Origin of the sequence: Streptosporangium sp. NPDC005286, from assembly GCF_040607515.1 — a bacterium.
GTDB lineage: Bacteria > Actinomycetota > Actinomycetes > Streptosporangiales > Streptosporangiaceae > Streptosporangium.
Genome location: NZ_JBEXGU010000093.1, coordinates 13020 through 36012, shown reverse-complemented (window position 1 = coordinate 36012; position 22993 = coordinate 13020). Strand labels below are relative to the sequence as shown.

General features: G+C 67.3%; 24 protein-coding genes and 3 pseudogenes. 13 read left to right on the top strand and 14 right to left on the bottom strand.

From position 1 onward, the window contains the following. A partial coding sequence (locus ABZU75_RS28555) for a DUF4158 domain-containing protein (protein ID WP_355560509.1) occupies positions 1–392 on the bottom strand: 392 nt, incomplete at its 3' end. A 186-nt stretch (positions 393–578) separates the two neighbouring features. Between ABZU75_RS28555 and ABZU75_RS28550 the strand changes: the two genes are divergently transcribed. Further along, positions 579–908, top strand: a complete 330-nt coding sequence (locus tag ABZU75_RS28550; protein ID WP_355560506.1) for a hypothetical protein — start codon at positions 579–581, stop codon at positions 906–908. A gap of 31 nt (positions 909–939) precedes the next feature. Here the strand turns inward: ABZU75_RS28550 and ABZU75_RS28545 are convergent, their stop codons facing one another. The 5 genes from ABZU75_RS28545 to ABZU75_RS28525 form a co-directional block, all read right to left on the bottom strand. Then, complete coding sequence (locus ABZU75_RS28545) at positions 940–1146, bottom strand: hypothetical protein (protein WP_355560503.1); 207 nt, start codon at positions 1144–1146, stop codon at positions 940–942. A 674-nt stretch (positions 1147–1820) separates the two neighbouring features. Beyond that, positions 1821–1979 carry a hypothetical protein gene (locus tag ABZU75_RS28540; protein ID WP_355560500.1) on the bottom strand — a complete coding sequence of 53 codons (159 nt, stop codon included), beginning with the start codon at positions 1977–1979 and terminating at the stop codon, positions 1821–1823. A 525-nt stretch (positions 1980–2504) separates the two neighbouring features. After that, positions 2505–2714: a hypothetical protein gene (locus ABZU75_RS28535; RefSeq protein ID WP_355560497.1), complete on the bottom strand. Its 210-nt coding sequence runs from the start codon at positions 2712–2714 to the stop codon at positions 2505–2507. Between the two features lie 38 nt (positions 2715–2752). Next, entirely contained in the window at positions 2753–3208 is a 456-nt protein-coding gene (locus tag ABZU75_RS28530; protein WP_355560494.1) for a hypothetical protein, read from the bottom strand. 14 nt (positions 3209–3222) lie between these two features. Further along, positions 3223–4095, bottom strand: coding sequence for a tyrosine-type recombinase/integrase (locus ABZU75_RS28525; protein ID WP_355560491.1), 873 nt, complete (start codon positions 4093–4095; stop codon positions 3223–3225). 141 nt (positions 4096–4236) lie between these two features. Between ABZU75_RS28525 and ABZU75_RS28520 the strand changes: the two are divergent. Then, a pseudogene (locus tag ABZU75_RS28520) lies at positions 4237–4446 on the top strand (DUF4158 domain-containing protein); the annotation flags it as partial. Next, the gene (locus ABZU75_RS28515; RefSeq protein ID WP_355560488.1) at positions 4407–6101 is read left to right on the top strand and encodes a DUF4158 domain-containing protein; all 1695 of its coding nucleotides are present in this window, start codon (positions 4407–4409) and stop codon (positions 6099–6101) included. The pseudogene ABZU75_RS28520 and the gene ABZU75_RS28515, both read left to right, overlap by 40 nt. A 199-nt stretch (positions 6102–6300) precedes the next feature. Here the strand turns inward: ABZU75_RS28515 and ABZU75_RS28510 are convergent, their stop codons facing one another. Beyond that, positions 6301–7308 carry a hypothetical protein gene (locus ABZU75_RS28510; protein ID WP_355560485.1) on the bottom strand — a complete coding sequence of 336 codons (1008 nt, stop codon included), beginning with the start codon at positions 7306–7308 and terminating at the stop codon, positions 6301–6303. 78 nt (positions 7309–7386) lie between these two features. Between ABZU75_RS28510 and ABZU75_RS28505 the strand changes: the two genes are divergently transcribed. Beyond that, entirely contained in the window at positions 7387–7977 is a 591-nt protein-coding gene (locus tag ABZU75_RS28505; RefSeq protein WP_355560482.1) for a TetR/AcrR family transcriptional regulator, read from the top strand. A gap of 60 nt (positions 7978–8037) precedes the next feature. On the opposite strand, the gene ABZU75_RS28500 is transcribed toward ABZU75_RS28505, so the two are convergent. Further along, entirely contained in the window at positions 8038–8409 is a 372-nt protein-coding gene (locus ABZU75_RS28500) for a hypothetical protein (protein WP_355560480.1), read from the bottom strand. 245 nt (positions 8410–8654) lie between these two features. Here ABZU75_RS28500 and ABZU75_RS28495 point away from each other — a divergent pair, with 245 nt between their 5' ends. The 7 genes and pseudogenes from ABZU75_RS28495 to ABZU75_RS28465 all read left to right on the top strand — a co-directional run. Continuing rightward, positions 8655–8837, top strand: a complete 183-nt coding sequence (locus ABZU75_RS28495; RefSeq protein ID WP_350922334.1) for a hypothetical protein — start codon at positions 8655–8657, stop codon at positions 8835–8837. 465 nt (positions 8838–9302) lie between these two features. Next, positions 9303–9788: an ATP-binding cassette domain-containing protein gene (locus tag ABZU75_RS28490; protein ID WP_355560477.1), complete on the top strand. Its 486-nt coding sequence runs from the start codon at positions 9303–9305 to the stop codon at positions 9786–9788. A gap of 346 nt (positions 9789–10134) precedes the next feature. Beyond that, a complete protein-coding gene (locus tag ABZU75_RS28485) occupies positions 10135–10485 on the top strand; it encodes a metalloregulator ArsR/SmtB family transcription factor (RefSeq protein WP_355560474.1) in 351 nt (116 codons plus the stop codon). Continuing rightward, positions 10485–10943 (top strand): SRPBCC family protein, encoded by a 459-nt coding sequence (locus tag ABZU75_RS28480; protein WP_355560472.1) that lies wholly within the window; start codon positions 10485–10487, stop codon positions 10941–10943. Before ABZU75_RS28485 ends, ABZU75_RS28480 begins: the two co-directional genes overlap by 1 nt. After that, positions 10940–12397 (top strand): MFS transporter, encoded by a 1458-nt coding sequence (locus ABZU75_RS28475; RefSeq protein ID WP_355560469.1) that lies wholly within the window; start codon positions 10940–10942, stop codon positions 12395–12397. Before ABZU75_RS28480 ends, ABZU75_RS28475 begins: the two co-directional genes overlap by 4 nt. A 17-nt stretch (positions 12398–12414) precedes the next feature. Further along, entirely contained in the window at positions 12415–12933 is a 519-nt protein-coding gene (locus tag ABZU75_RS28470; RefSeq protein WP_355560466.1) for a pyridoxamine 5'-phosphate oxidase family protein, read from the top strand. Positions 12934–13160: 227 nt separating this feature from the next. Next, a pseudogene (locus ABZU75_RS28465) lies at positions 13161–13463 on the top strand (transposase); the annotation flags it as partial. A 21-nt stretch (positions 13464–13484) separates the two neighbouring features. Here the strand turns inward: ABZU75_RS28465 and ABZU75_RS28460 are convergent. Then, the gene (locus tag ABZU75_RS28460; protein ID WP_355560463.1) at positions 13485–14705 is read right to left on the bottom strand and encodes an IS110 family transposase; all 1221 of its coding nucleotides are present in this window, start codon (positions 14703–14705) and stop codon (positions 13485–13487) included. 253 nt (positions 14706–14958) lie between these two features. On the opposite strand from ABZU75_RS28460, the pseudogene ABZU75_RS28455 reads away from it, so the two are divergent. After that, positions 14959–15897: pseudogene (locus tag ABZU75_RS28455) on the top strand (IS256 family transposase); the annotation flags it as partial. A 214-nt stretch (positions 15898–16111) separates the two neighbouring features. Here ABZU75_RS28455 and ABZU75_RS28450 read toward each other — a convergent pair. After that, positions 16112–17875: a caspase family protein gene (locus tag ABZU75_RS28450; protein ID WP_355560460.1), complete on the bottom strand. Its 1764-nt coding sequence runs from the start codon at positions 17873–17875 to the stop codon at positions 16112–16114. Continuing rightward, positions 17868–18215, bottom strand: coding sequence for a hypothetical protein (locus tag ABZU75_RS28445; RefSeq protein ID WP_355560457.1), 348 nt, complete (start codon positions 18213–18215; stop codon positions 17868–17870). The genes ABZU75_RS28450 and ABZU75_RS28445 overlap by 8 nt, the downstream gene beginning before the upstream one ends. Before the next feature lie 79 nt (positions 18216–18294). On the opposite strand from ABZU75_RS28445, the gene ABZU75_RS28440 reads away from it, so the two are divergent. Continuing rightward, a complete protein-coding gene (locus tag ABZU75_RS28440; protein WP_355560455.1) occupies positions 18295–19482 on the top strand; it encodes a tyrosine-type recombinase/integrase in 1188 nt (395 codons plus the stop codon). A gap of 137 nt (positions 19483–19619) precedes the next feature. Here ABZU75_RS28440 and ABZU75_RS28435 read toward each other — a convergent pair whose 3' ends face one another. From ABZU75_RS28435 to ABZU75_RS28425, 3 genes are all read right to left on the bottom strand, one after another. After that, positions 19620–21749: a transposase gene (locus ABZU75_RS28435; protein ID WP_355560452.1), complete on the bottom strand. Its 2130-nt coding sequence runs from the start codon at positions 21747–21749 to the stop codon at positions 19620–19622. Beyond that, the gene (locus tag ABZU75_RS28430; protein ID WP_355560449.1) at positions 21750–22409 is read right to left on the bottom strand and encodes a hypothetical protein; all 660 of its coding nucleotides are present in this window, start codon (positions 22407–22409) and stop codon (positions 21750–21752) included. It abuts the gene before it with no gap. A 120-nt stretch (positions 22410–22529) separates the two neighbouring features. Next, positions 22530–22877, bottom strand: coding sequence for a Tn3 family transposase (locus tag ABZU75_RS28425; protein WP_355560446.1), 348 nt, complete (start codon positions 22875–22877; stop codon positions 22530–22532). Positions 22878–22993: the final 116 nt, after the last annotated feature.

Genomic DNA, 22993 nt, shown 5'->3' with positions numbered 1-22993 from the left:
TTCTTCGCCAGCGCCGCCTTCTCCATGGCCTCGGCGGCGATGTCCCGGGCCCGGTCCTTGTCGTAGGTCACTCCTTGACGAGCTCGGATCTTCTTCCGGTGCCACTTGGCCGTGCTCGTGGCCCCATGATCGGGCTCGATGCCGTCGGCCAGCCCCAGGCAGCGCCGCACATGCTCGACAACGGCCTCGGGAACCTCCTGCGGAGAAGGGAAGCACGCCATCTTCTGAAAGCACTTCAATGCCAGCACCAGCGCGAACAGCGCCTCGGGACTTCTGGCCAGTTCCTGAGCCCAGGCGATCTCCTCGGCCGTCGGGGTGAAGAACACATGCAGCACCCGCGCCGAGGTCAGGCGCTTGAACTGTGGGTAGACGGTCCGCTCGATCGACGTCACCGGCGAGCCCTTTCCGGTTGATCATCTCCAGAACCCGCACACCATAGCGACAGATGATCACAACGCGTCCCGCGATTCATCAAACCGTAACTAAACCAGCGCAGATGGTCACATCTCGGCTGTCATCACGCCCTCTGACCAGCCCTATTAGCCCTTTCCGGCTTACTTGGTCTGCCCCCCTACTCGGTGGCCTTCAGCCCCGACGGCGAAACCCTCGCCACCGGCGGCGGCGACAAGAGCGCGAGGTTGTGGGACGTGGCCGGCCGCAAAACCGCCGCCACCCTCACCGGCCACACCGACAGTGTCTATAAGGTGGCCTTCAGCCCGGACGGCAAACTCCTCGCCACCGGCAGCCACGACAACACGGCGCGGTTGTGGGACGTGGCCGGCCGCAAAACCGCCGCCACCCTCACCGGCAACACCGGCTATGTCACCTCGGTGGCCTTCAGCCCCGACGGCACAACCCTCGCCACCAGCAGCAGCGACAAGAGCGTGAAGTTGTGGCCGACCCGCTGACCCACTAGATGTGATCATCACCACTTCAGCCCTACCGCCAAAATCCGGGCTGCCAGCCGGGACCCGGGCCGCCGCTGTCGACGAGCTCCAGCAGGTCGTCGACGGCCTCGGCGATCCGGTCGGCCAGGTCGGCCTCCCTGCGCCGGGCACGGCTCGGAGGAGACAGGCCCGTTCTGCCCGCGCGAGTGGCCGGAGATCCACCCGGCTCCCCCGCAGCAGTGAGCCGCCGAGGCCTCACGCACCCGCGCGTAGCCCCCTCGCGAAACTCTGAAAACTCCTCAGTCCAGACCGGTCACCTCGTGCTGGCGCCGTCGACCGGGCGGCCGCCGACCGCGATCAGGTGACCTGATCGCCTATCTTGCTGCCGGGACCGGGAGAGCCGGACCCATTGCGTCCGGGACGTAATGCGTCCGTGGTCTCAGCCTCTGCCCCTGCGCCGGCCCGCGTCGCGCTCCAGGTAGTCCAGGCCGCCCGGGTAGACCGCGCCGAGGTCGACCAAGGCACCGATCATCGTGTTGTAGGGGGGCGGCCGGAGTACGCCAGAAACACACCGCGCCACCACATCCCCGCAGGTCATCGTCATCATGTCTGGCCGGTCTGGCCTGAGCGTGTACCGGACAACGTGTCCGAGCCGCGCGGCTGTCGTCTTCACGCGGCTGCTGGTCAACGGCACCGTGACGTCGGCGATGTACGCGATAACGGCCCCTTATCCGCTACATCGCCCCGCCCCGCGGTGTCCTTCTGGCGTACTCCGGTCGCCCCCCAACTTCGCCCGCGTCGGCTCGCTAACACCCCTGACCGTTCCGTTGTCGATCAAGCCCCGCGTGGTGCGGGAAAGCTGTGACGACGTCCCCGCACGTGGCGACCGCTAGGCTTTGAGTCGATCGCGGCGGTGTTCCGCGACGCCAGCCGTTATTCGTCAAATTGGCAGACGCCGGGCGGATCTATGAAGGTGGCGTTACCCCTAACGACGACCATTTGGCCGCCGTTGATGCCGCTCAGCTCGTTCTCGTCGAGTTCAGCGCCGACTGAAGTGATGTCGGCGATGGTTGTCCTTGCTGTGGAGCCCATCTGTTTCTCCTCGATATAAGACTGTCTTTGACATAGCAATCTGTCACACCTGCCTTGGAGACGGCTTGGGAGACCGGACGGGGCCGTCTCCAAGGCAGGCCCAAAGGGGCCCGCCGGGGATAGGTTTTGGGAACTCGGGGTTGAGGAGCCTGCGGACAGCCGTTGGTGGTACCCGTGAGTAACTTAGCTGGACGCTTCGGCAGGTCGTCCTGTGGTTGATCATTTCCGTTCAAGATGACGGCAAAGACCCCATCCTGGTCGCCGAACTCCTCGGCCACGGCTCGCTGGACACCACCCGCCGCTACGTCCTGCCCATCGAAGCCGACAAACTGGTAGTCATCGACGTCCATGAAGCACACCCGGGCGGCCGAGCCACGCAGCTCCACCTCGAAGCAGGCGCCGCCCGCGCACGATCCGATGTCCCAGTACAGATGGTCCACAGAACATTAGTAGCCGGTCACCCAATGGGCGGGAAGCCATTGTCCGCGCGCGGACGATCGGCCCCGGCCGCGCTCCGAGGTTCGGCTACGGCTGCACCGGCGGGAAGTGCCGGTCGAAGATCTCGGCCCATTCGGGCAGGATGACAAACCCCCCGCCAGAGGCGCGGCGGGTGGCCTGGAGCTCGGCCAGCTCGGCCAGCGCGGCGACGAACGGAGTGCCACGCTGCTCGGCGGGCAACTCCCCCAGTGCCTCCTGCAGACGGGCGTAGCCGGCGGGGAAGGGGGTCGTGGTCATATCTCGACGAGACTTCTCGATAAGCGTTGAGCTGTAGATCAGCGGGGTTCGTCCCGAGTGGTCCAGCCGTGTTTGGTGATGAGCTTGGCCAGGGCGTGGCGGAGTTGGTTGATGCGCTCAGCCGCGTCGGGTCCGCGGATGCCGATGGTGATGGTGGAGTCGGTGGCGTGGTAGGTGGTCGCTCGTCCTTCGGCTGCGGTGCGGGCGGCGGCATGGACGCGGCCGCGAAGGGCGATGAGTTTGCGGGGGTCGACGCGGTCGAGGCCGTCGATGGTGAGGTAGCACAGGAAGGGGCCGAGCTCGGTGAGTGGCCCTTCGGGGAGCCCGGTTTCTAGGGCTTTGCGGATCTTGGCCCTGTCGTCGCTGGTCATGGGGCGTCGTCCGAGCCAGTCGGGCCAGCCGTCGGGCCGCAGAGGCACAGTGTGGGTGGTGTGGCCATGAGCTGTTGGGTTCTGCTCGGTGGCGGCGGGGGTGGTGTCGTCTGGGTTGGTCATCTCGCCCAAGCTTGTTAGCGGTCAACGGTGAGGTGGCGCAGGGCGGCCTGTTTGTCGTCGTCGGTGGGCTGGCTGTAGATGCGCAAGGTGTCGAGGCGGGCGTGGCCGGCCAGTTCGGCGACGGTGACGAGGTCTTCGCCGCCGCGGATCAGCTGGGTGACGAAGGTGTGGCGGCTGATGTGGGCGGTGGTGGGGTCTTCGAGCCCGGCGGCTTGGGCGATGGCGGTGAAGATGGCGGAGGCGGCGCGGGCCGAGAGGCGGCCGCCGCGGCGGTTGAGGAGCAGGGCCTTGGTAGTGGCGGCGCCCGGCCAGGTGCGGCGCTCGTCCAGCCAGTAGAGCAGGGGTTGGCGTAGCTGGGGGTGGATGGGCACTTCGCGGATCTTGCCGCCCTTGCCGTAGACGATCAGCAGGCCCTTGCGGGCGGAGATGCGCACGTCGGGCACGTCCAGGGCGACGGCGTCGCCGACGCGCAGCCCGGCGTAGAAGGGCAGCAGGGCCAGGGCGCGGTCGCGGAGGTGTGGCCAGTTCTCGATGGCGCGCAGCCAGCGGATCTGAGCGGGGGCGTTCATCGCCTTGGGCGCGGTCTTGGGGATGTCCTCGCGGGAGATGTCGGCTTTGCCCAGCCCGCGCCGGAGGTGGAAGTCGTCCAGGGCGGCCAGGGCGTTGTTGACGTAGCGTACCGAGCGTTTGGGGTCGGCTTCGCGCAGCAGGTAGAGGCGGTAGTCACGCACGGCCCAGTCGCGGGCGCGGGCGTGGGCAAGCGGGTCGCCGCCGACGCCGCCGCCGTCGGGCCGCTCGGCCAGCCACGCCAGATACATCCGCACCCGGGAGGCGTAGGTGCGGCGGGTATCGGCCGCCAGCGGCGCCTGCTGGGGTCTCGGTAGCAATGAAGAAATTTTCAACGAAGTAGCGTCTGACCTGCGGTAACGGAGGAGTTTGACCTCCTGTGGCGGGTTGATGATCACTGCCGTTACGTTCGTTCCGGTTTTGTCCGGTACGGCACGTGGAGTGGTGCGTTGTCAGAGAAGATGTTCTCCGAGGAGCAGTTGGAGCAGCTGCGTTCGTTCCCGGAGATCAGTGCAGATGAGTTGATCCGGTATTTCACGCCAACGGCGGCTGACGTGGCGTTCGTTGATCCAGGTCGTGGGCGGCGCTCCGTGGACCAGCTGGGCATGCTGGTCCAGCTCTGCACGCTGCCGTGGCTCGGGTTTGTGCCCGACGATGTGGGCTCGGCGCCGCCGGCGGCCGTGGCCGGGTCGCGGAGCGGCTGGGTGTGTCGCCAGCGGTGCTGCGGCTGTACGGCAAGCGCGATCAGACCCGCTCGAACCATCTCGGCCAGGTCGCCAAGTATCTGGAGTGGCAGACCGCCCCGGCGGGCAGTCAGGCGATGGAGGAGCTGGAGCAGTTCCTGCTGGACCGGGCGATGGAGCACGACGCGCCGACGCTGCTGTTCAACCTGGCGCGCGAGTATCTGATGGCGGCCAAGGTGATCCGGCCCGGCGCGCTCATCTTGGCCAAGATGGTCGGCACCGCCCGCAAGGCGGCCTCCGATCTGACCTCGCAGCTGGTGGGGCACCTGCTGACAAAGGAGCTCCGTGCCGATCTGGAGCGGATGCTGGTGGTGGATGCGGGGCTGGGGATGACCCGGCTGGAGTGGCTGGTCAGTCCGGCCAGGGACGCTTCGGCGACGTCGGTGAAGACCGCGATCGACAAGCTGACCTGGTTGCGCGCGATCGACGCCCACCAGATGGATGTGTCGGTGCTGCCGAACGAGCGGCGCCGGTTCCTGGCGCAAGTCGCGCGCCGTTCGAGCAATCAGGGTTTGGAGCGGCGCAAGGAGCGTAAGTTCCCGATCCTGCTGGCCTTCGTCGCCCAGGCCGCGGTCGACCAGCTGGATGAGGTGGTGGCCCTGTTCGACCAGGCGGTGTCGGCTCGTGAGTCGCGGGCGAAGTCCAAGACGGATGAGGCGCTGGTCGAGCGGGCCAAGAAGGGTGAGGCCCGGCAGCTGGTGATGGAGATGATCCTGCCGGTGCTGGCCGACCCGTCGATTCCCGACGATGAGGTGGGCGGGATGCTGCGCGAGCGGATCGGCATGCAGCGGCTGCGGGAGATCACCTCCGATGCGTGGAAGCCGCTGCCCAGAGATCACGGTCGGCTGTCGGAGCTGGAGTCCTCCTACACCTACCTGCGCCAGTTAACTCCGAACGTGCTGGCCGCGATCGACTTCCAGGGCGGGCCAGGGACGGCCGAGCTGATGGAGGCGGTGGCCATCTTGAAGGAGATGAACCGGCTCGGCGGCCGTAAGGTGCCTGCGGGGGCGCCGACCGGCTTCGTGCCCGCCAAGTACGCCGACTATCTGGTCAAGGCCCGCAAGTCCGGGGAAGACACCGCTTACCGCCACTTCTGGGAACTGTGCGTGATCTTGTGTTTGCGGGACGGGCTGCGCAGCGGGGACGTGTTCGTGCCCGGCTCGCGCCGCTACGCCGACCCGGCCACCTACCTGTACACGCCCGAGCAGTGGGCACCCAAGCGAGCCGAGTACTGCCGCCTGGTGGGCAAGCCGCCGAACGCGGCCGAGGCGCTGGAGCAGGGCAAGGAGGAACTGCACGCTGCCCTGCAGGAGCTGGAGAAGACCCTGGCCGGCGCCGCGCCCGACGACACTGGCATGGTCCGGCTGGATGAGGACGAGCATCTGGTGGTGCCGCCGCTGCCGGCCGAGGATGTGCCCGCCGAGGCCAAGGCGCTGAAGGACGAGCTGGCCGCGATGCTGCCGTTCGCGCCGATCGCTTCGCTGCTGATCGAACTGGACGCTCGCACGCACTTCCTGGACTGCTGTTCCCGGTTACGGGCCGGCGCGGGTCGCGGCGCTGATGGCCGTGTCGGGGGTGGTTGAGAAGCGCCGGGTCGGCGGACTGGCCAAGCAACAGCGAGAACGCCTGCTGCAGGCGCTGGCCGGCTGATCGCCGAAGATCAGCCGGGTGTGGGCCTCATCCACCCCGATGGGGCCCCGGCAGGGCGGCCCGTGCCTGACAAAGCCATCATGAACCAGGTCATCTCACGGGTGCGCCGCCCGCGATTCTCGATCGGCGGAGTCAGTGATCGTCTCGTGCGTCGGCGAAGGTGGCGCCGATCTCTGTCATCCGCTCGGCCGCGTAGGCGGGGTCGATCAACGCCTCGGGGGTGTGGAGGCCGGGCGGCACGGGGGCGCCGCGCAGGCCGAGCAGCCGTTCGACGCCGAGGGCGATGCCGAGTGCCGTCAGGGGGCGCTGCCCCTCCGGGTGGAGGAGGTAGCGGCTCGTCCTGAGTGGTGCGCCCGCGCGGTCCACGCCTTCGAGGTCGATCTTGACCTCCGTGGACGCGGGTCCGCCGCGGCGCCGGCCCGCGGATTCGCCGATCGCGAACGCGAAGCGGACGTTGGGCGCGCCCGTCGCGACGGCCAGGCTCGGCACGTCGAGGATGGGGACGATCTGGGCGGGCAGGACGGTGCCGTCGACGCTGGTGACCTCCACCTGCGCGTCGGGGCCGCTGACCCAGCCGAAGACGCCGTCGCGGCGGACGTGTCCCGCCGAGGTGGCGGCCAGCAGGCGTGCCATGTCCACCGTGGCCGCGGGCCCGCCGCTGTCCTGTTCATCCAGTACGCCGCTGACCTCGATGGTGTCGATCCGGTCGAACTCCCTGGCGAGGTCGAGCACCGCGAGGACGACGAGCCCGGCGTACCAGTGGCTGGCCAGCAGGATCGGCGCCGCGCCGGCTCGCAGGCCGGCGGCGACGACCTCGGGGCCGATGTCGACCAGGCCGCTGGAGATGCTGACGTACGGCAGGCCGCGGTCCTGTGCGTAACGCAGTCCGTTCAGGTGGCTGTCCCACACCGTTGCCACGACGGCCGAGTAGCCGTCGGTCCGCTGGAGGCCGAGGTCGCTCCGCCGCAGATCGATGGTCACGGCTGTCGCGGCGCCGAGCTCGTCGGCGACCCGGCGGGCGCGGCCGAGATCGCGGCCCGCGATCGTCAGCGGCAGCTCCGGGTACCACCGGCGCAGGAGGGCTGCGGTCCCCGCGCCCGCCTGGCCGGATCCGCCCATGATCAGTACGGAGTGCTCCACGGTGATGTCCTCCCACTAACCTACATTATGTAACTTACACTTTGTAGCTTAAGTTGGGAGGCAACGCAAGGGAGGACGATGACCACGGGATCAACTCGCCTGTCCAAGCCGGCCAGGCGGGAGCAACTGCTCGACACCGCCATGGCGATCGTGCGCGCCCACGGCACCGACAGCCTCACGCTGCTCAGCCTGGCGGAGGCCGCCGGAGTGAGCAGACCGATCGTCTACGACCACTTCGGCACCCGCCCCGGCCTGCTGATCGCGCTCTACCGGCGGCTCGACGAGCGGCACCGGGCCGCCTCGAAGGAGGCCCTGCGAGACGCCCCGGCCGTCCCCTGCGAGATCGCCCGCGTCCTGAGCGCCGCCTACTTCGCCTGCGCCACCGACATGCCGGAGTGGACCGTCGTCTCCGCCGCGCTCAAGGGCAACCCGGAGATGGAGGCGATCGAGCGCGAACTGCTCGACGACTACACGAACCTGATGGCCACCGCCCTGCGGCCGTACTCCGGCCTCACGCCGGAAGCCCTCCGGCTGCGCTGCGCCAGCGCGCTCGGCGCGGCCGAGGCGATCGCCGCGGAGCTGAACCGGGGGCGGGTCACCGTCGCGGACGCGGTCACGGCGCTGACCGACCTGATCGTCGGCGGCACCGGCGCCGGGACCCGGGTCTGAGACGGTCCCGGGTGTGGCGGTGCTGTGGAGGTATCGGGCGGGTACCGTGCAAGGCATCCCCTAACCGCGGGCGGGGCGACGGCGCACGTGGTAGGCGTAGGCCAGGGCGAGCACTATCGGGCCCCACAGCGCGACCGGGGTGATGCACACCCTGGCCAGCGCCTGCCACCAGTCGTTCTCGTACGCTATACCGTCGGAGACGCCGGCCCAGGTGAGCGCCATCCAGACCGAGATCGCGGTCAAAAACAGCCCACCGACCACGGCAGGGACGACCGCCGCCATCGGCGGCACACGTCTGCCGCCGATGACCGGGATCCAGCTCGGGACCACCTCGCCCCAGCCGCGCACCAGGCCGATGCTGAGCAGCGCCACCAACTCAGTGAGCACACTGAGCCCGAAGACATAGGGGATAGTGATCCACAACGGTGCCACAAGCGCATCGTTGAGCTGGCCCATGTCGAAGTGAAAGGCAAACGGCAACCGCCACAGGCACGAGGGGAGCAGCAGCCAGGGAAGCGCGTAGGCGGCACGGAGCGCCCAGCGTGGGACGGGCTGTTCGGTGTCGCTTGTAGCAGTTTGATCGCCATAGCTGCACTCTCTCGCGGCATTTGAGGACAAATGATCCCCCGTGAGGGTGAACCACCTCCCCCGCGTGAGCTAGTTACGGGGTCGGTACTGTGGCCGCCGCCGACCTGATGGCCACGACCGGCTCCGCCGACCTGACCGCCGCGATCGGCACCAGCGCCGGCGAGCTCGCCGAGCACAGCCTGCGCCGCCTCAACGGCACTCAGGTCACCCGCCGCATGGCGATGCGCGCCCTGGCCGACCTATCTGGGGTCCCGGTAGTAATCGGGGCATGACGAGCATCCGAACGAAAAGTCCCGTTAGCAGAGGAGAGTTGAGTGGCTTACCGTGACTTTTCGTTCAGGTGTGTGTCGCCGGGAGATTTGCACAGGTCATAACTGGAGGCCTGCGGGCACACCCGGTTATGGTCGGCGGTCGTCTGAGCTACCGGCGACAACGAGTCGGCGTTCCTCATCGGCGTGTTGAGCGTTCTACTCCCGGACGCGTCCCCAGCCGCCAAGTAGCGGTGAGTGCCACCGGGAGCGTCGGCCACGGATGGCTCCGCGCTGACCTGGGTGGTAACGCCTGGGTTACCTCGAAGAGGGTTGCTGGCTTGATCGCGCCGCGTGGGGTGCCTGACGTGTGATGGAGGCATGTCTTTTTCGTCTTCGCATTCGGGTGAGGTTCCGAGTACTGCCGGGCAGCCGCCTGTTGTCCACGCGGTCGATCTGACGCGCACGTTCGGCCGCCAGAGTTCGCTGGTGACGGCTCTGGACCGGGTTTCCGTGGGGTTCGAGGCGGGCCGGTTCACCTCGATCATGGGGCCGTCGGGGTCTGGGAAATCGACGCTGCTGCATCGCCTGGCGGGTCTGGAGCGGCCGACGTCGGGGTCGGTGCTGATCGGGGGAACCGATCTGGCGCGGTTGTCGGACGGGCAGTTGACGACGCTGCGGCGGGATCGGCTGGGGTTCGTCTTCCAGGCGTTCAACCTCATTCCGACGTTGACCGCAGAGGAGAACATCACACTGGGCGAGCGGATCGGCGGCCCTCGGGTGGATCGGCAGTGGATGGCGCATCTGGTGCGGGTGCTGGGGCTGGGCGACCGTCTAGGGCATCGCCCGAGCGAGATGTCCGGCGGCCAGCAGCAGCGGGTGGCGATCGCCCGGCCGTGGTGTTCGGCGACGTGTCGGGCGACCGAGTCGACGCCAGGGCGGGCGTACCGCTCCAGGGAGCGGACGGAGGCGTGACGGGAGCGGGCCAGCAGCATCGGGGTGGAGGTGCCGTCCTCGGCGTCGTGTGTCAGGGCACTGTGACGTAGCCGGTGAAGCGTCCACCCGTTCAGGTCCTCGATGTCCTCGGGTGAGGCGAGCGGGTTGGCCGGCAGCCGGGTGTTCTCCTCGAAGATCTCCTCGGCCCGGCGGTAGGAGAGCCGGGGCCGGCTCCGAGCATCACGCAGTGCTGCATGTCCGTTCGCCGTGGCTGTACGAGAACAGGGCCGAATGCGCGAGCCCGCCAGTAGATCGGGCCACCACGATCGGGTCATTGTTAAGGAAGTACTTGACTATAAATGTGTGCCGACTCATAGTTAAGGATATGCCTAACTATGGCGGATCGCTGGATCGGGTGTTCCAGGCGCTGGCGGATGGAACGCGCCGGGCGATGGTGCAGCGCCTGATCCGCGGGCCGGTGTCGGTCAGCGAACTGGCCAGGCCACTGGAGATGTCGCTACCGGCGGTCATGCAGCACATCCAGGTGCTGGAAGCGTGCGGGCTGGTCAGATCCGAGAAGGTCGGCCGCGTCCGCACCTGCCGCATCGAGCCGGACGTACTGCGGACGGCCGAGGACTGGCTTGCCGAGCAGCGCACGTCCTGGGAACGGCGCCTGGACCGGCTCGGCGACTACCTGCTCGATGATCCTGGCACACCGGAGCAAGGGAGCTTGTGATGATCGACCGTTCTGTCACGCACGCCACGTTCACCCTCGAACGCCTCTACCCGGCCACGGCGGCCCGGGTGTTCGCGGCATGGGCCAACCCGAAGGCGAAGGCCCGCTGGTTCTCCACCCCCGATGCGGACCATGAACTGGACTTCCGGGTCGGGGGCCGGGAGGTCAACCGCAGCCACCCGGACAGCGGCCTGTCGATGACGTTTGAGTCGTTGTACCGCGACATCGTCCCAGACGAGCGCATCGTCTACACCTCCATGTTGCACGTGGGAGACGACCTAGCGACGGTGTCGCTGACGACCGTGGCGTTCTGCCCGGCCGATGGGGGCACGCAGCTGGTCCTCACCGAGCAGGGCGCCTTCCTCGATGGCCGGGAGGAGCCCTCCTGGCGGAAGCACGGCACCGGCGACTGGCTTGACGCGCTGGGCGTCGAGCTGGGTGCGGGAGGGCATGAGTGAGCCCGCGGGCGGCCGCCTTGAGGTGGCGAGTGCTGGTGCTGCTGGGCACGGCGTTCTTCATGACCATCCTGGACGGCACCAGCTTGCTCACCGCCCTGCCGGCCATCGAGCGGGAGTTTCGGGCGCACGGCACCGCCGTCCAGTGGGCGGTCACGGCCTACGCGCTGGCCTTTGCGGGCCTGCTGCTGTTGTGCGGCCGCGCCGCGGATCTGCTCGGCCGCCGCAGGGTCTTCCTGGCCGGAATGTCGCTGCGCGTGGTGGCCTCGTTGGGATGCGGGTTCGCCCCGACGGTCGAAGCCCTGGTCGCAGCCCGCGCTTTGCAGGGTGTGTCGGCCGCCATCATCGCCCCCGCAGCCTTGTCCATGGTGATGAACGCCTTCGCCGAAGGCAGCGAGCGGAACAGGGCACTGGGAATCTGGGGCGGGATCGGAGGGTTCGGTGCCACCGCCGGGCTGCTGCTGGGCGGCCTGATCACCGATACGCTCGGCTGGCAGTGGGTCTTCTGGATCAACGTCCCGGTCGGGGTGGTAGTGCTGGCCCTCGCGCCGGTGATGCTGATCGAGAGCCGGAACGAGGTGCGTGTCCGATCCTTTGACCTGGCCGGGGCGCTGACGGTCACTTCGGCTCTCGTGCTGTTCGTCTACGCCATCACCGGCGTCCCTGACGTCGGATGGTCCAGCCACCAGGTCCTCGGGCCGCTGGCGGGTGCGATGGCGCTGACCGGCTTGTTTGTCGTGATCGAACGGCGGTCCAAGGCGCCGCTGGTGCCGTTCGGGGTCCTGCGGTCGCGTTCCCTGGTCGGCGGCGACCTCCTGCTTCTCGTCACGGGCATGGCGGTCGACGGCATGCTCATCATCCTCACCGCCCACGCGCAGTCGGTGCTCGGCTGGTCGCCCGTGCGGTTCGGCCTCACGGCCGGGGTGATGACCGTGGCGGCCGTCGTCGGCGCTCTGGTCTGCCAGCGGGTTGTGACCAGGATCGGCGTGCGTCCGGTCGCGACTGTCGGCACTGCCCTGCTCGGTGGATCCTGCCTGCTGCTCACCCGGGTGGTGTCCGAGCACAGCTCGCCGGAACTGCTGACTTTTGCCCTGTTGGTCTTCGGGGCGGGCATGGGCACCGCCACCGTCTGTGCCCAGATCGCGGCGTTCACCGGTGTCGCCGAACGGCACTCCGGTCTGGCCACCGGACTCGCCGATACCTGCTTCGCGGTTGGCACTGCCCTCGGCGTAGCCATCGCCGGCAGCGTTGTCGCCGCGCATGCATTCACGCCTGGGATCGCCGCGCCGCAGACGCTGGTTCCCGGTCATCAGGCCGCGTTCGGCGTGGTCGGCCTCGTCGCGGCACTGGGCTTGGTCATCGCTCTGGCCATGCTCGGCAAGCGATCGGCACCGGTCCCCAAAGAGACCGCGGCGCCTCCCGTTGACCAGATCGTGTCCGACCGCATTCCCGCCTGACCCATTGAGGAGCTTCCATGTCCGGCTGTGACCCGGTCGCCGAGATCGGCCCCTTCAGCGACTCCGGCGCCGACGTGATCCCCTGGCCGATCGCACTGCGTGAGCTGGAGCAGGCGCGACTGTTCTGGCTGTCTACCGTCCGCCCCGACGGCCGACCCCACGTGACACCGTTGCTGGCCGTCTGGACCGGCGGCGCCCTGTACTTCGCTACCGGCGACCAAGAGCGCAAGACGCGTAACCTCCACACCAACGACCACTGCGTCATGACGACCGGCACGAACGTCCTGGACGGTATCGACATCACCATCGAGGGACGTGCCGAGTTGGTGTGCGACCCGGCTGAACGCAGCACCACCGCCGACGCCTACGAGGGCAAGTACGGCGACCTCCTGACCAGCTCGGACGGCACCTGGTATGGCCTCGGTGATGCCATCCGCTCCGGCAAGGTTCTGCTGTACCGCATCGATCCGAAGGTCGGATTCGCTTTCGGCAAGGGCGAGACGTACAGCCAGATCCGCTACCGCTTCCAGCGCTGACCGTTGATTCTGCGGCCGCGTGTCAGGCGGCCGAGCACCGGCCACCGTCGCAGAATGAGGATGTCGGGCTCGCTCTCGCGCATCCAGCACGACGTACACAGACCGGGTTGCGTCCACGGAGGTGGTGTACGAGTTTCCCCAGCTAGTGGGCGTGGCGCCGTGAAATGAGGACGGCCATCGCGTGATCCTTCGAGTGCGAAGTAACAAGATCGAAGGAGAAGAAAGCGATGGCCGTGAACAACAGTGTGGACCCCGCGACCTGGCTGGCGGAGCAGATCGAGCACCAAGACCCGGATCTGTTGCGATCCATGGTGAAGACCATGGCCGAGACGTTGATGTCGGCCGAGGCCGACAGCCTGTGCGGCGCCGAGTACGGTACCCGCAGCGACGAGCGCACCAACCGGCGCAACGGCTATCGAAGCCGCGACTGGGACACCCGGGCCGGCACCGTCGAGCTCGCCATCCCGAAACTACGCTCAGGCTCCTACTTCCCCCACTGGCTGCTGGAGCGGCGCCGTCGGGCCGAGCAAGACACCCCATGAGCTTTGGTGTCAAGCCGCGATCTTTTCGGTCCTATGCGACCAGGCGACTGCTTCGTCGTAGGGGGTGCCGTCCTTGAGGCAGCCATGCAAGATCCCAACGAGTCGGTTGGATAGCTTGCGCAACGCGGCATGGTGCCCCTCACCGCGCTCGCGCAGCTCGTCGTAGTAGGCGCGGGCGCCAGGCGATGCCTTCAGGGCGGAGAAGGCCTGCTGATGCAGGGCATCGGCGAGCCGCCGGTTGCGGATGAAGCGGGCCAGCACGGTCTTCTTCTTACCGGACTGCTTGGTGATCGGGCTGGTGCCGGCGTAGTTCTTACGGTTCTTCGCCGAGGCGTAGCGCGTTTCGTCGTCGCCGAACTCGCCCAATGCCCGGGCGCCGACGATCTGTCCCATGCCGGGCTGGCTCAGGTAGATCTCAGCATCCCGGGCCTGCCCAAAACACTCCTTCACCTGCTCTTCCAGGTTCTTGATCTCGGCGTTCAGGGTGGCGATCACAGCTGCCAGCGAACGGACGACGACCGCGTAGGCGGCGGTCACCGGGCCCGGACGGCGCAGGTACTCACCGCGCAGCACGGCCTGGATCGCCGCGGCCTTGTCCTCGACGTCTCGACGGCGCGCCCGCTTGAGCGCGGCCATAATCTGCGACCTGCTCAGCGCGGCGGCACTCTCAGGGTCACTCGCCCTGGCCAGCAACTCCAGCGTGTCGGCGCCCGCCAAATCGCCGAAGGCCTCCAGCGCAGCGGGAAAATACTCCCGCAGCGCGTGCCGCAGCCGCAGTATCGTCCGGGTCCGTTCCCAGATCAATGTCTGATGCGAGCGGGCCACCACCTGAACCGCGGCGGCCTGATCGCTGTCCCCGGCGACGGGGCGGTGCTGGTGCCGGTCCTTGCGCACGATCTCGGCCGGCACATGCGCATCGGCGACATCGCTCTTGGCGCCCGAAACACCGTACTGCTCGCGGTAGCGCGCCACCTTCAGCGGATTAAGCGCATACACCTGATACCCCGCGGCGATCAGCGCCTGCACCCACGGCCCCCGGTCGGTCTCGATACCGATCACCACCTGGTCCGGTTCGGCATCCTCACTCAGGTGCCGGGCGACCAGTTCGTGCAGCCGGGCGATGCCGGTCACTCCCTCGGGCAGTCGTGCCCGTGCCAGCCGTCGTGCCGCCTCGTCCTGCAACTCCACATCGTGATGATCTTCTGCCCAGTCGTCCCCGATGAACAACACACATCCCCCCGGATGATCTCGATTTCCTCGCCATCGGCAGCGTGGAGGAGAACAACCGCAGGCTAATGGATCAGTGCTCACGCCCGGCTCGGGCGGGCTCGACACCCCATCAGTGGTCCCGTTCTCCTCACGATCAGCAGGGGCACGGTCTTGCTTTAGGCATCGAATGCCAGCCGCTGAGAGTGCTCACCCACTGACCGCTACCGGATCCGAGTCTGCCTCAAGGGCTGAAGTGACCCGGTAGCTCCCATTAGCCCTGATCAGCGTGGTGGCCACCAGCTACCTGCTCGGCGTCTCCACCCGGCGGGTGGACAAGCTGGTCGAACAACTCGGCATCAAACACATTTCCAAAAGCCAGGTCAGCGAGATGGCCAAGGTACTCGACACCCAGGTGGAGGCCTTCCGCACCCGCGCCCTGGATACCGGGCCGTATGCCTTCGTGTGGCTGGACGCGCTGACGCAGAAGGTCCGCGAGGGCGGGCGAATCATCAACGTGCACGTGCTGGTGGCCACCGCCGTCAACGCCAACGGCAACCGGGAGATCCTCGGCTTGGAGGTCACCTCGGCCGAGGACGGCGCCGGCTGGCTGGCGTTCCTGCGCGGCCTGGTGACCCGCGGGCTGAGCGGGGTGCAGCTGGTCATCTCCGATGCCCACACCGGGCTGGTCGGAGCGATCGGCGCGACCCTGCCAGGCGCCTGCTGGCAGCGCTGTCGCACGCACTACCTGCGCAACCTGCTCACCACCGTCCCGAAATCGGCGCAGCCATGGGTGGCGACCCTGGTGCGCACCATCTTCGACCAGCCCACCGCCGAGCAGGTGCGCACCCAGCACGCCTGGGTGATCGAGGCGCTGGAGGCCAAGTATCCGGCCGCGTGCGAGCATCTGGACGCCGCCCGGGAAGAACTGCTGGCCTTCGCCGCCTTCCCCCGGGAGATCTGGAAGCAGATCTGGTCGAACAACCCGCAGGAACGGTTGAACAAGGAGATCCGCCGCCGCACCGACGTGGTCGGGATCTTCCCCGACCGCGGCTCGATCGTCCGTCTTGTCGGTGCGGTTTTGGCCGAGCAGACCGATGAGTGGACCGAGGCCCGGCGCTACATGGGACTGGATGTCCTGGCGAAAGCTCGAATGCGGGTCATCGCGGGCGACACACCGCAGCAGAAACCCATTCCACAGACACTTACCGCTTAACCTGCAGAAACAGGATCACGCGGAGATCAACTCATACACCACTTCGCTGGACGTGACCACTCATGCGTTTCGGCATTGAGGAGGATGAGTACTTAGCGGAGGATAATTGATCTTCATTGGGAAGGTCTGCCGAGTACACCGCAACCGCATTCGCTGATTCCCTCATCTCTGCGTGGTGCTCGGCGATGTCCTCAAGGCCCTGGAGTCCGGGTACCTACCGCGCCCGCCACAACCTGATCGTGTTGTCGGTGCCGCCGCTGGCCAGCAGGGCGCCGTCCGGACTGAACGCCACCGAGTTGACCGTGCGGGTGTGGCCGGTGAGAGTGACGGCCAGCTCACCGGAGTCCACCCGCCACAACCGGACCGCCTTGTCGGCGCCGCCGCTGGCCAGCAGGGCGCCGTCCGGACTGAACGCCACCGAGTTGACCGTGTGGCTGTGGCCGGTGAGGGTAGCGGTCGGCTCACCGGAGTCCACCCGCCACAACCGGACCATCATGTCGGCGCCGCCGCTGGCCAGCAGGGCGCCGTCCGGACTGAATGCCACCGATGTGAACCTGCCGGTGTGGCGGGTGAGGATGGCGGTCGGCTCACCGGAGTCCACCCGCCACAACCGGACCGTCGAGCCGGTGCTGGCCAGCAGGGCGCCGTCCGGACTGAACGCCACCGAGTTGACCATGCCGACGTGGCCCTTGAGGAGGGCGGCCAGCTCACCGGAGTCCACCCGCCACAATCGAACGTTTCCCTCGGCGCTGCTGCTGGCCAGCAGGGTGCCGTCCGGACTGAATGCCACCGACGAGACCATGGTGATATGGCTGAGGGTGGCGGCCAGACTGCTGGAGTTCACCCGCCACAACCGGACCGTTGCGTCGAAACCGCTGCCGCTGGCCAGCAGGGTGCCGTCCGGACTGAACGCCACCGAGTACACCATGCCGGTGTGGCCGGTGAGGAGGGTGGCGGCTAGTTCACCGGAGTCCACCCGCCACAACCGGACCGTCGAGCCGCGGCCGCCAGCCAGCAGGCTGCCGTCCGGGCTGAACCCTAGGAAAGCCGGTGATCCGTTAAATATGCTGAGCGCATCACGCCAGTTGCTGACGGCCAAGCTGAGTGTGCGAACATGGCGCGAATCCGGCATGCTGACAGTGTGAGCAGCGGCCGTCCGGTGGGGTGCGTCATGGCCCGGCTGGATCTGTGATGAGGGCTCGCCTGCGTGCTGGGGTTGCTGGTCGTGGGCGGCGTTTCGGGCGAAGATAAGCCGTGGCGCATGAGCGCTGGCTTTGCTGGCAGGCTGCGGTTTCCCGTCTCGCAAGAGAGTGTCGGTAACCTCGGCAAAGATCGAGTCCAACGTTAGGTATGTTCCCTGGCCTGCGATTCCGGATTCGATGACATCGGCCAGGTACTTGGTGAAGTAGGTCTGTGGCATCGGGACGGCAGGATCAGTCTCGTACCAGGCGCTGGCGTGTCCTTCGGCGGCCGCCAACGTATAAGCGCCAGTACCGTGAGTCTTTTCCAAGACACCGGCGGCCGACAACGTACCCGGTCGCCCGGTCGCCAGACCCGCATGGCAGCAATCCAAGATCACTATCTTCGCGAGGGCCGGGCTGTTGTTGATCGCATATCGGATAGCGTCAAAGGGCAGGCTCGTGGTCTTGCGTCGCACGGCATCACTGCGGGAGTGCCCCAGACCTAAACACAACTGGTCGTCGGAGCCGAAGAGTCCGTGGCCAACGAAGTAGAACAGCGCGACGTCCTTGACGGAATCAAACAGCTCCACCAGTTGGTCGGGCAGGTCACCGAGCCGCTCGACATCGGATATCACCGAAATACGCTCGGAGGGCCAGCCACATAACGGACCAGTTAGCAGGGAGGAGAAGCGGGTAAGGCTGTTGAGCGCGGCCGGGACCGGTGGCAGGTGGCTGTAGGTCCCCACGCCGATCAGCACGGCCTGGGATCGGGAGAAGTCCCAAAGTGCGTCAGTCATCGAAGAATTTCTCAATGACGGGCATGACCTGGTTGATGTTGTCCGCGCTCAGCGTGACTTCCTTGTCCCCGGTCTTCAGGGTGAGCGCCAGGGTGGAGCGGCGGGAACGGATGAACTCCGGCAAGGTTCGGATCGCGACTGCCAGCATCCCACTGCTGCCGACCAGTAACACCAGCACGTCGACCGCGCCCTGCTCCCCAGGCCCGGGAATGCCCGCTACCTGCTCGACCTGCACGTCGGGGACTCGTTCCAGCCACCCGCGCAGCGATCTCAGCTCCGATAGGTCAGAGACCGCGATCTCGACGCTGGGTGCCCCCTGGGGATCTCCTGTGTCGGACATAGCATCCTTCCCGTGACCCCCGCTCGGTTGTAGGTAGATCTTTTCAGGAAACAGCTCTTCCGTGAAGTAAATTGGCCCAATGGGCACCGATGAATGGGTTCCGGACAGCCAGGATCACCAAAAGAACACTTCACGAAAGATAATCGATCTTGATCAAGGTGTCGCGGCAGCCGACGACAGCCTGGCCGCCTGGACACAGCGCTACCTCGACCTGGCCGTACAAGGCGTTCGCTCCGACGAGGTGACCGGCAAGATCACACGGCACCTGAACAGGTTCACCGGCTGGCTCACCGAAGGACTCGGACACGACCGGGTATCTGCGGTCACCCCCCGCGAGGTCGCGGCATGGCGCGACCATCTGGCCGCCGAAGGCAACATCGGGCGGCGGCCGGGTGATTCCGCGGGAATCGGCCGCCGGGACGACACCGCAATGGCACCGGCCACGGTCAACAACCACCTCGCACACCTGTCCGCGCTGTTCTCCTGGATCACCGTGCACGCCCCGCCCGGGCTGCTGCGCCACGGTGATCCGACCAAGAAGGTTGAACCGCTGCCGCTGCCCGCCCCCCAGGTGCGGGCGCTGGCCGGGCCACAGGTACGCACGGTCAAAAACGTGCTGGACCGGATCGAAGGGTTCCACCAGCTCACCGGCCGCCGCCACCGCAGCGGCGACACCGCCCCAGCGGTGCACCGGCACGCACGCCCGCTCCGCGACCGCGCCATCGTCCACCTCATGCTCGGCACCGGACTGCGCCGCGCCGAGGTCGTCGACCTCGATCTAGGCCAGCTCGACCCGGCCCACCCGGATGAGCTGAGGCGCGTGAAGAAGGCCAAGCTGAACGGCGTACGTGGCAAGGGCCGCACCAGCCGCAACGTCTTCCTCGGTCGCGACGCCCGCCACGCCATCGCCGACTACCTGCAGTCCGAACGGCCCGGCGACGTCGACGAGCAGACCCAGGCATTGTTCCTGGCCGCCTCCTCGATCGGCGCCCGACGTCCCGGTGGACGATTGTCCCCCCGATCGATCAACACCATCGTGGGCGAGATCGGCCGCATCCACGACGCCGAAACTACCGACCGCCAACGACACCTCGGCACACTCCGCCCGCACGACCTGCGCCACACCTTCGGCTACCGGCTCTCAGAAAGCAGCGGACACAACCGCGCCGAACTCGAACGCCGCCTCGGCCACGCCAACGACCGCTACCTGCGCCTGTACACCAACCCGCCTGACGACATCGCCGCCGCGTACGTCGAAGACCTCTGACTCCTCAACAGCTCACGCGTTCATCCTCCTCGGTGCCCTCGTGGACGAGGCGCAGGCCTGCGGCGGAGTCGGCTCGTGTGAATGCGTAACAGCCCCCGAAGTTGATGTCCAGAAAGCCGTGACACGACCCCGGTCGATCATGGAGCGAACAGGACGCGGGATTCGAGATCGAGCTGCGTGGTGGGTGCGGTGGTCGGCGGGGTGAGGTTGAGGATCCAGTTTCCGAACCGCCGGATGACCTGGGTGATATAGGGCGAGATGGTGGCCAGGTCGTCGAGTTGGACGGGGCGGCCTTCGGCAGCGATGGCGTTGGCGGCGTCGGTGATGTCACACGCGGTGGAGTAGATCACGCAGTTGGCGAGCAGCTCGTTGAACTTGATGATCTTCTCGTGATAGTCGGGGTCGTTGTGGCCGATCAGCTTGCCGCCGAACATGAGCCAGTCGGCGAAGCCGTGAAACGCCTCGTTGCGGTTGGTGATCTGGGTGATCTGCTCGCGCAGGTCCGGGTCGGACAGGTAGCGCAGCAGTGTGATAGTACGCACCGCGCGGCCGAGTTCGCGAAAAGCTCGGTAGAGGCGGTTCTTGCGGGAGTAGTTGCCGAGCCGGCGGAGGAGGGTGACGGAGGAGATCCGGTTCTGCCGGATGGAGATCGCGGTGCGCAGCAGGTCGGTCCAGTGGGTCTCGATCAGCCGCCAGTCGATCGCCTCATCACCGAACAGCGCGTCGATGTGCTTGTAAGCGGTGTCCGAAGTGGGCCGATAGAAGATCAGGTCGTGCCAGTTGCGGATACGGGGCAGCAGGTCGAACCCGAGCAGCGCGGCCAAGCCGAAGACCGGCAGCGACTGGCCTTGGGTGTCGGCGTGGATGGTGTCGGGCTGGATCTCCGAGGCGTTCTTCAGCAGGCCCTCGATGATGTAGACCGCCTCCCATACCCCGCAGGGAATGAAGTGGGAGAACAACGCGACGTAGGTGTTGGAGATGTGCCGGTAGGCGATGCCGCCGTATCCGCCATAGCGGATGTGGGACTCGGCGAGCAGGTTGTTCTCCCATGTCTCGACCTGCGAGCCGTCGGCGGCGACGGCCTTGCCGTCACCCCACACCGCGGCGATGTCGAGCCGGTTGAACGCATTGATCACGGTAGTGGACGCTTTGGCGATCTTCTCGCTGGTGGCATGCTTGTTCGCGGCCAAGGCGAGCTCGGCGGCGCTGACCTTGCCGCGCATGTGCGCGGAAACCTGGGCCGGGCCGAGCAGGGTGCCGTAGGTGAAGACCGTGAGCACGTACCTGCCGAGCGCTTCCTTGATCTTCGGGTCGGAGCCGGAGGCGGGCCCGAAGTGGTGGTGCCAGCCCAGCTGGTAGGCGGTGCGGGTGAGGATGTCCAGCAGGTCCCGCTGCGGCAGCCGACCGTGCACCGCCTCCTCCAGGGCGAGCGCCTCCTTGCTCCGCTCGGCGCCCTTGCGGCAGCGCAGGACCGGTCGGCCACATTCCAGGACCAGGTCGGTGTTGCCCGGATAGCCCGTGTCCACGCCCGCCGCGACCTCGGTCAGCAGGTGCCGGTAGTGGCCGGTCAGCTTCGCTGCCTCGGTCGGGAAGCCGGCCTCCGCGCAGAATTCCTCCACCAGCGGCGCGCACTCCTCCCAGCTCATGAGCTGGTCATGCAGGTTGGCGTAGGAGTCCGATCCGGTCACCGCGATGTCGCCCGACCGCAGCTCCGCGGCGAGGTAGGAGAACACGCAGACCTCCAGGTGTCGGCGCACTAGCATCCCTGGCCGGGCCGGGGCTTTGAGGATCTTCCGCCACATGGCCGAGGCGAAGGCGTCCACGTCGGCCGTCCGTGTGATCGTCACCGTCGTACCGTCCGAGGTCCGGTGCTCCACTGTGATCTGCTCGGGGACGAACGCGGCACGGGCATTGCGCTGGGCCTGTAGGTACTCCACCGCGTCCAGGACGCTGCGGTCGGCGTTGGTCGACTCCAGGTCGATCGAGTCCACCAACGTGAACAGCGCGGAGCGGTGCGAGCGGTAGTGCTGGTCCAGCAGCGGCAGGTAGTTGTTGCCGTGGTGTGCCGACACCGCCTCGTGCGCGCTCGCCAGCGCCTCCAGTCCGCCTGCCTGTTCCAGTGCCTTGAGCACCAGCCGCCCGGCCCGCTCGGCGACGTCCCCCGGCGCCCCGCCCGTGATGTCGAGCGCACTGCCAGGCTGATCGTCAGGTCGCCGCTCAGCTGGCGTGATGGCTTCGCGGACGCCGTCCAAGACCTCACCGAACACTCACAGCAGCCGCTCGGACTCCGCCCGGTGGATCTCCCGCAGAGGCTCCAGCTGGTCGCGCCCTTTCTTATGGATCGCCGCCATCCGCTTGCAGAACATCGTGACCACGTCGTCGCGCACCCCGGTGCGGACCGTGTGCAGCAGGCTCACGATCAACGTGAGCCGCTTGTCCTCATCCAGCACCTTGCGCAGGTCCGCGACGTCGGTCACGCGCGCCTCGCCCGCGAAATGCGCGACCTTGCCCGCAGGAACGCCCTCCACCCAGACCTCGGTGTGGCCTAACGCGTCCAGGTCCCGTAAGAACGCCAGGCGCCCCTTGAACTTGCCCAGCGACGCGGCCTGTGCCACGCTCTTCAACCCGTCGTACTCGCTACGCCGGGTGACCGGGTCAACCACCAGCAGCCGGGCCAGCCGGGCACGGGCGGCGGCGTCAACCCGGCTCGCCACCAGCGTGAAGAACCCGCGATTCACCTCAGTGCGGATCTTCTTGGTCAGCTCGTCCAGCGTCGTGTAACCGGGCAGCTCGCACTGCGCGCGGATCAACTCCTCCAATGCCACGTTGATCAAGTCGGCGGGGTTGTCCTTCGCGGGGTCCCGGTAGTACTGGGGAAATTTTCGACGGATATGCAGGTCGGAGCACCCGTACAGGCCTTGGATCACATCTTGGAAGACGGGCCGCTGACCTGCATATCCGTTGTTTTCTTCGCCGTTACTACCGGGACCCCCACGTGCGCCGCACCGAGGCCGGGATCGGTGTCAGTTCCTCCCACGGTCACCGGGCTACGGTTGGCCGACCTTCGCCTTCGGGCCCGGCACGAGGTTCGGGCCTGCCAGGTCCGGGCCGAGGTCGAGCTGTTTTCTCATGTCGAGCTCGAACTTGCCGTACAGGTTCAGATGAGTCCAGAACAGGGCTGACAGGCCGCGCCGGTCGGCGTCGGTGGGCTTCTTTCGCCATTTCGGCTCGGCCAGGACGGTCTGCACCATGCGGGTGTTCGGGGTCGAGGAGCAGCGGGACAGTCGTTGGCGGTGAGAAAGATCTTGTTTCTCGTTGTGGCGGTGAGCTGGTCGAATGCGAAAGGGCCAGGCGGTCAGAGCCCGCTGAAGTGAGGGCGCGGCTCCGGAAGACACCGCCCCGACGCCCTGCACAGTCTTCCGCGACCTGCGACGCAGCGGTTTACCGCCAATGACTGTCCCGCTGTTCCTCAACCCCGTGCTTGTCCCGTTCTGTGGTCGGGTGCCGGATC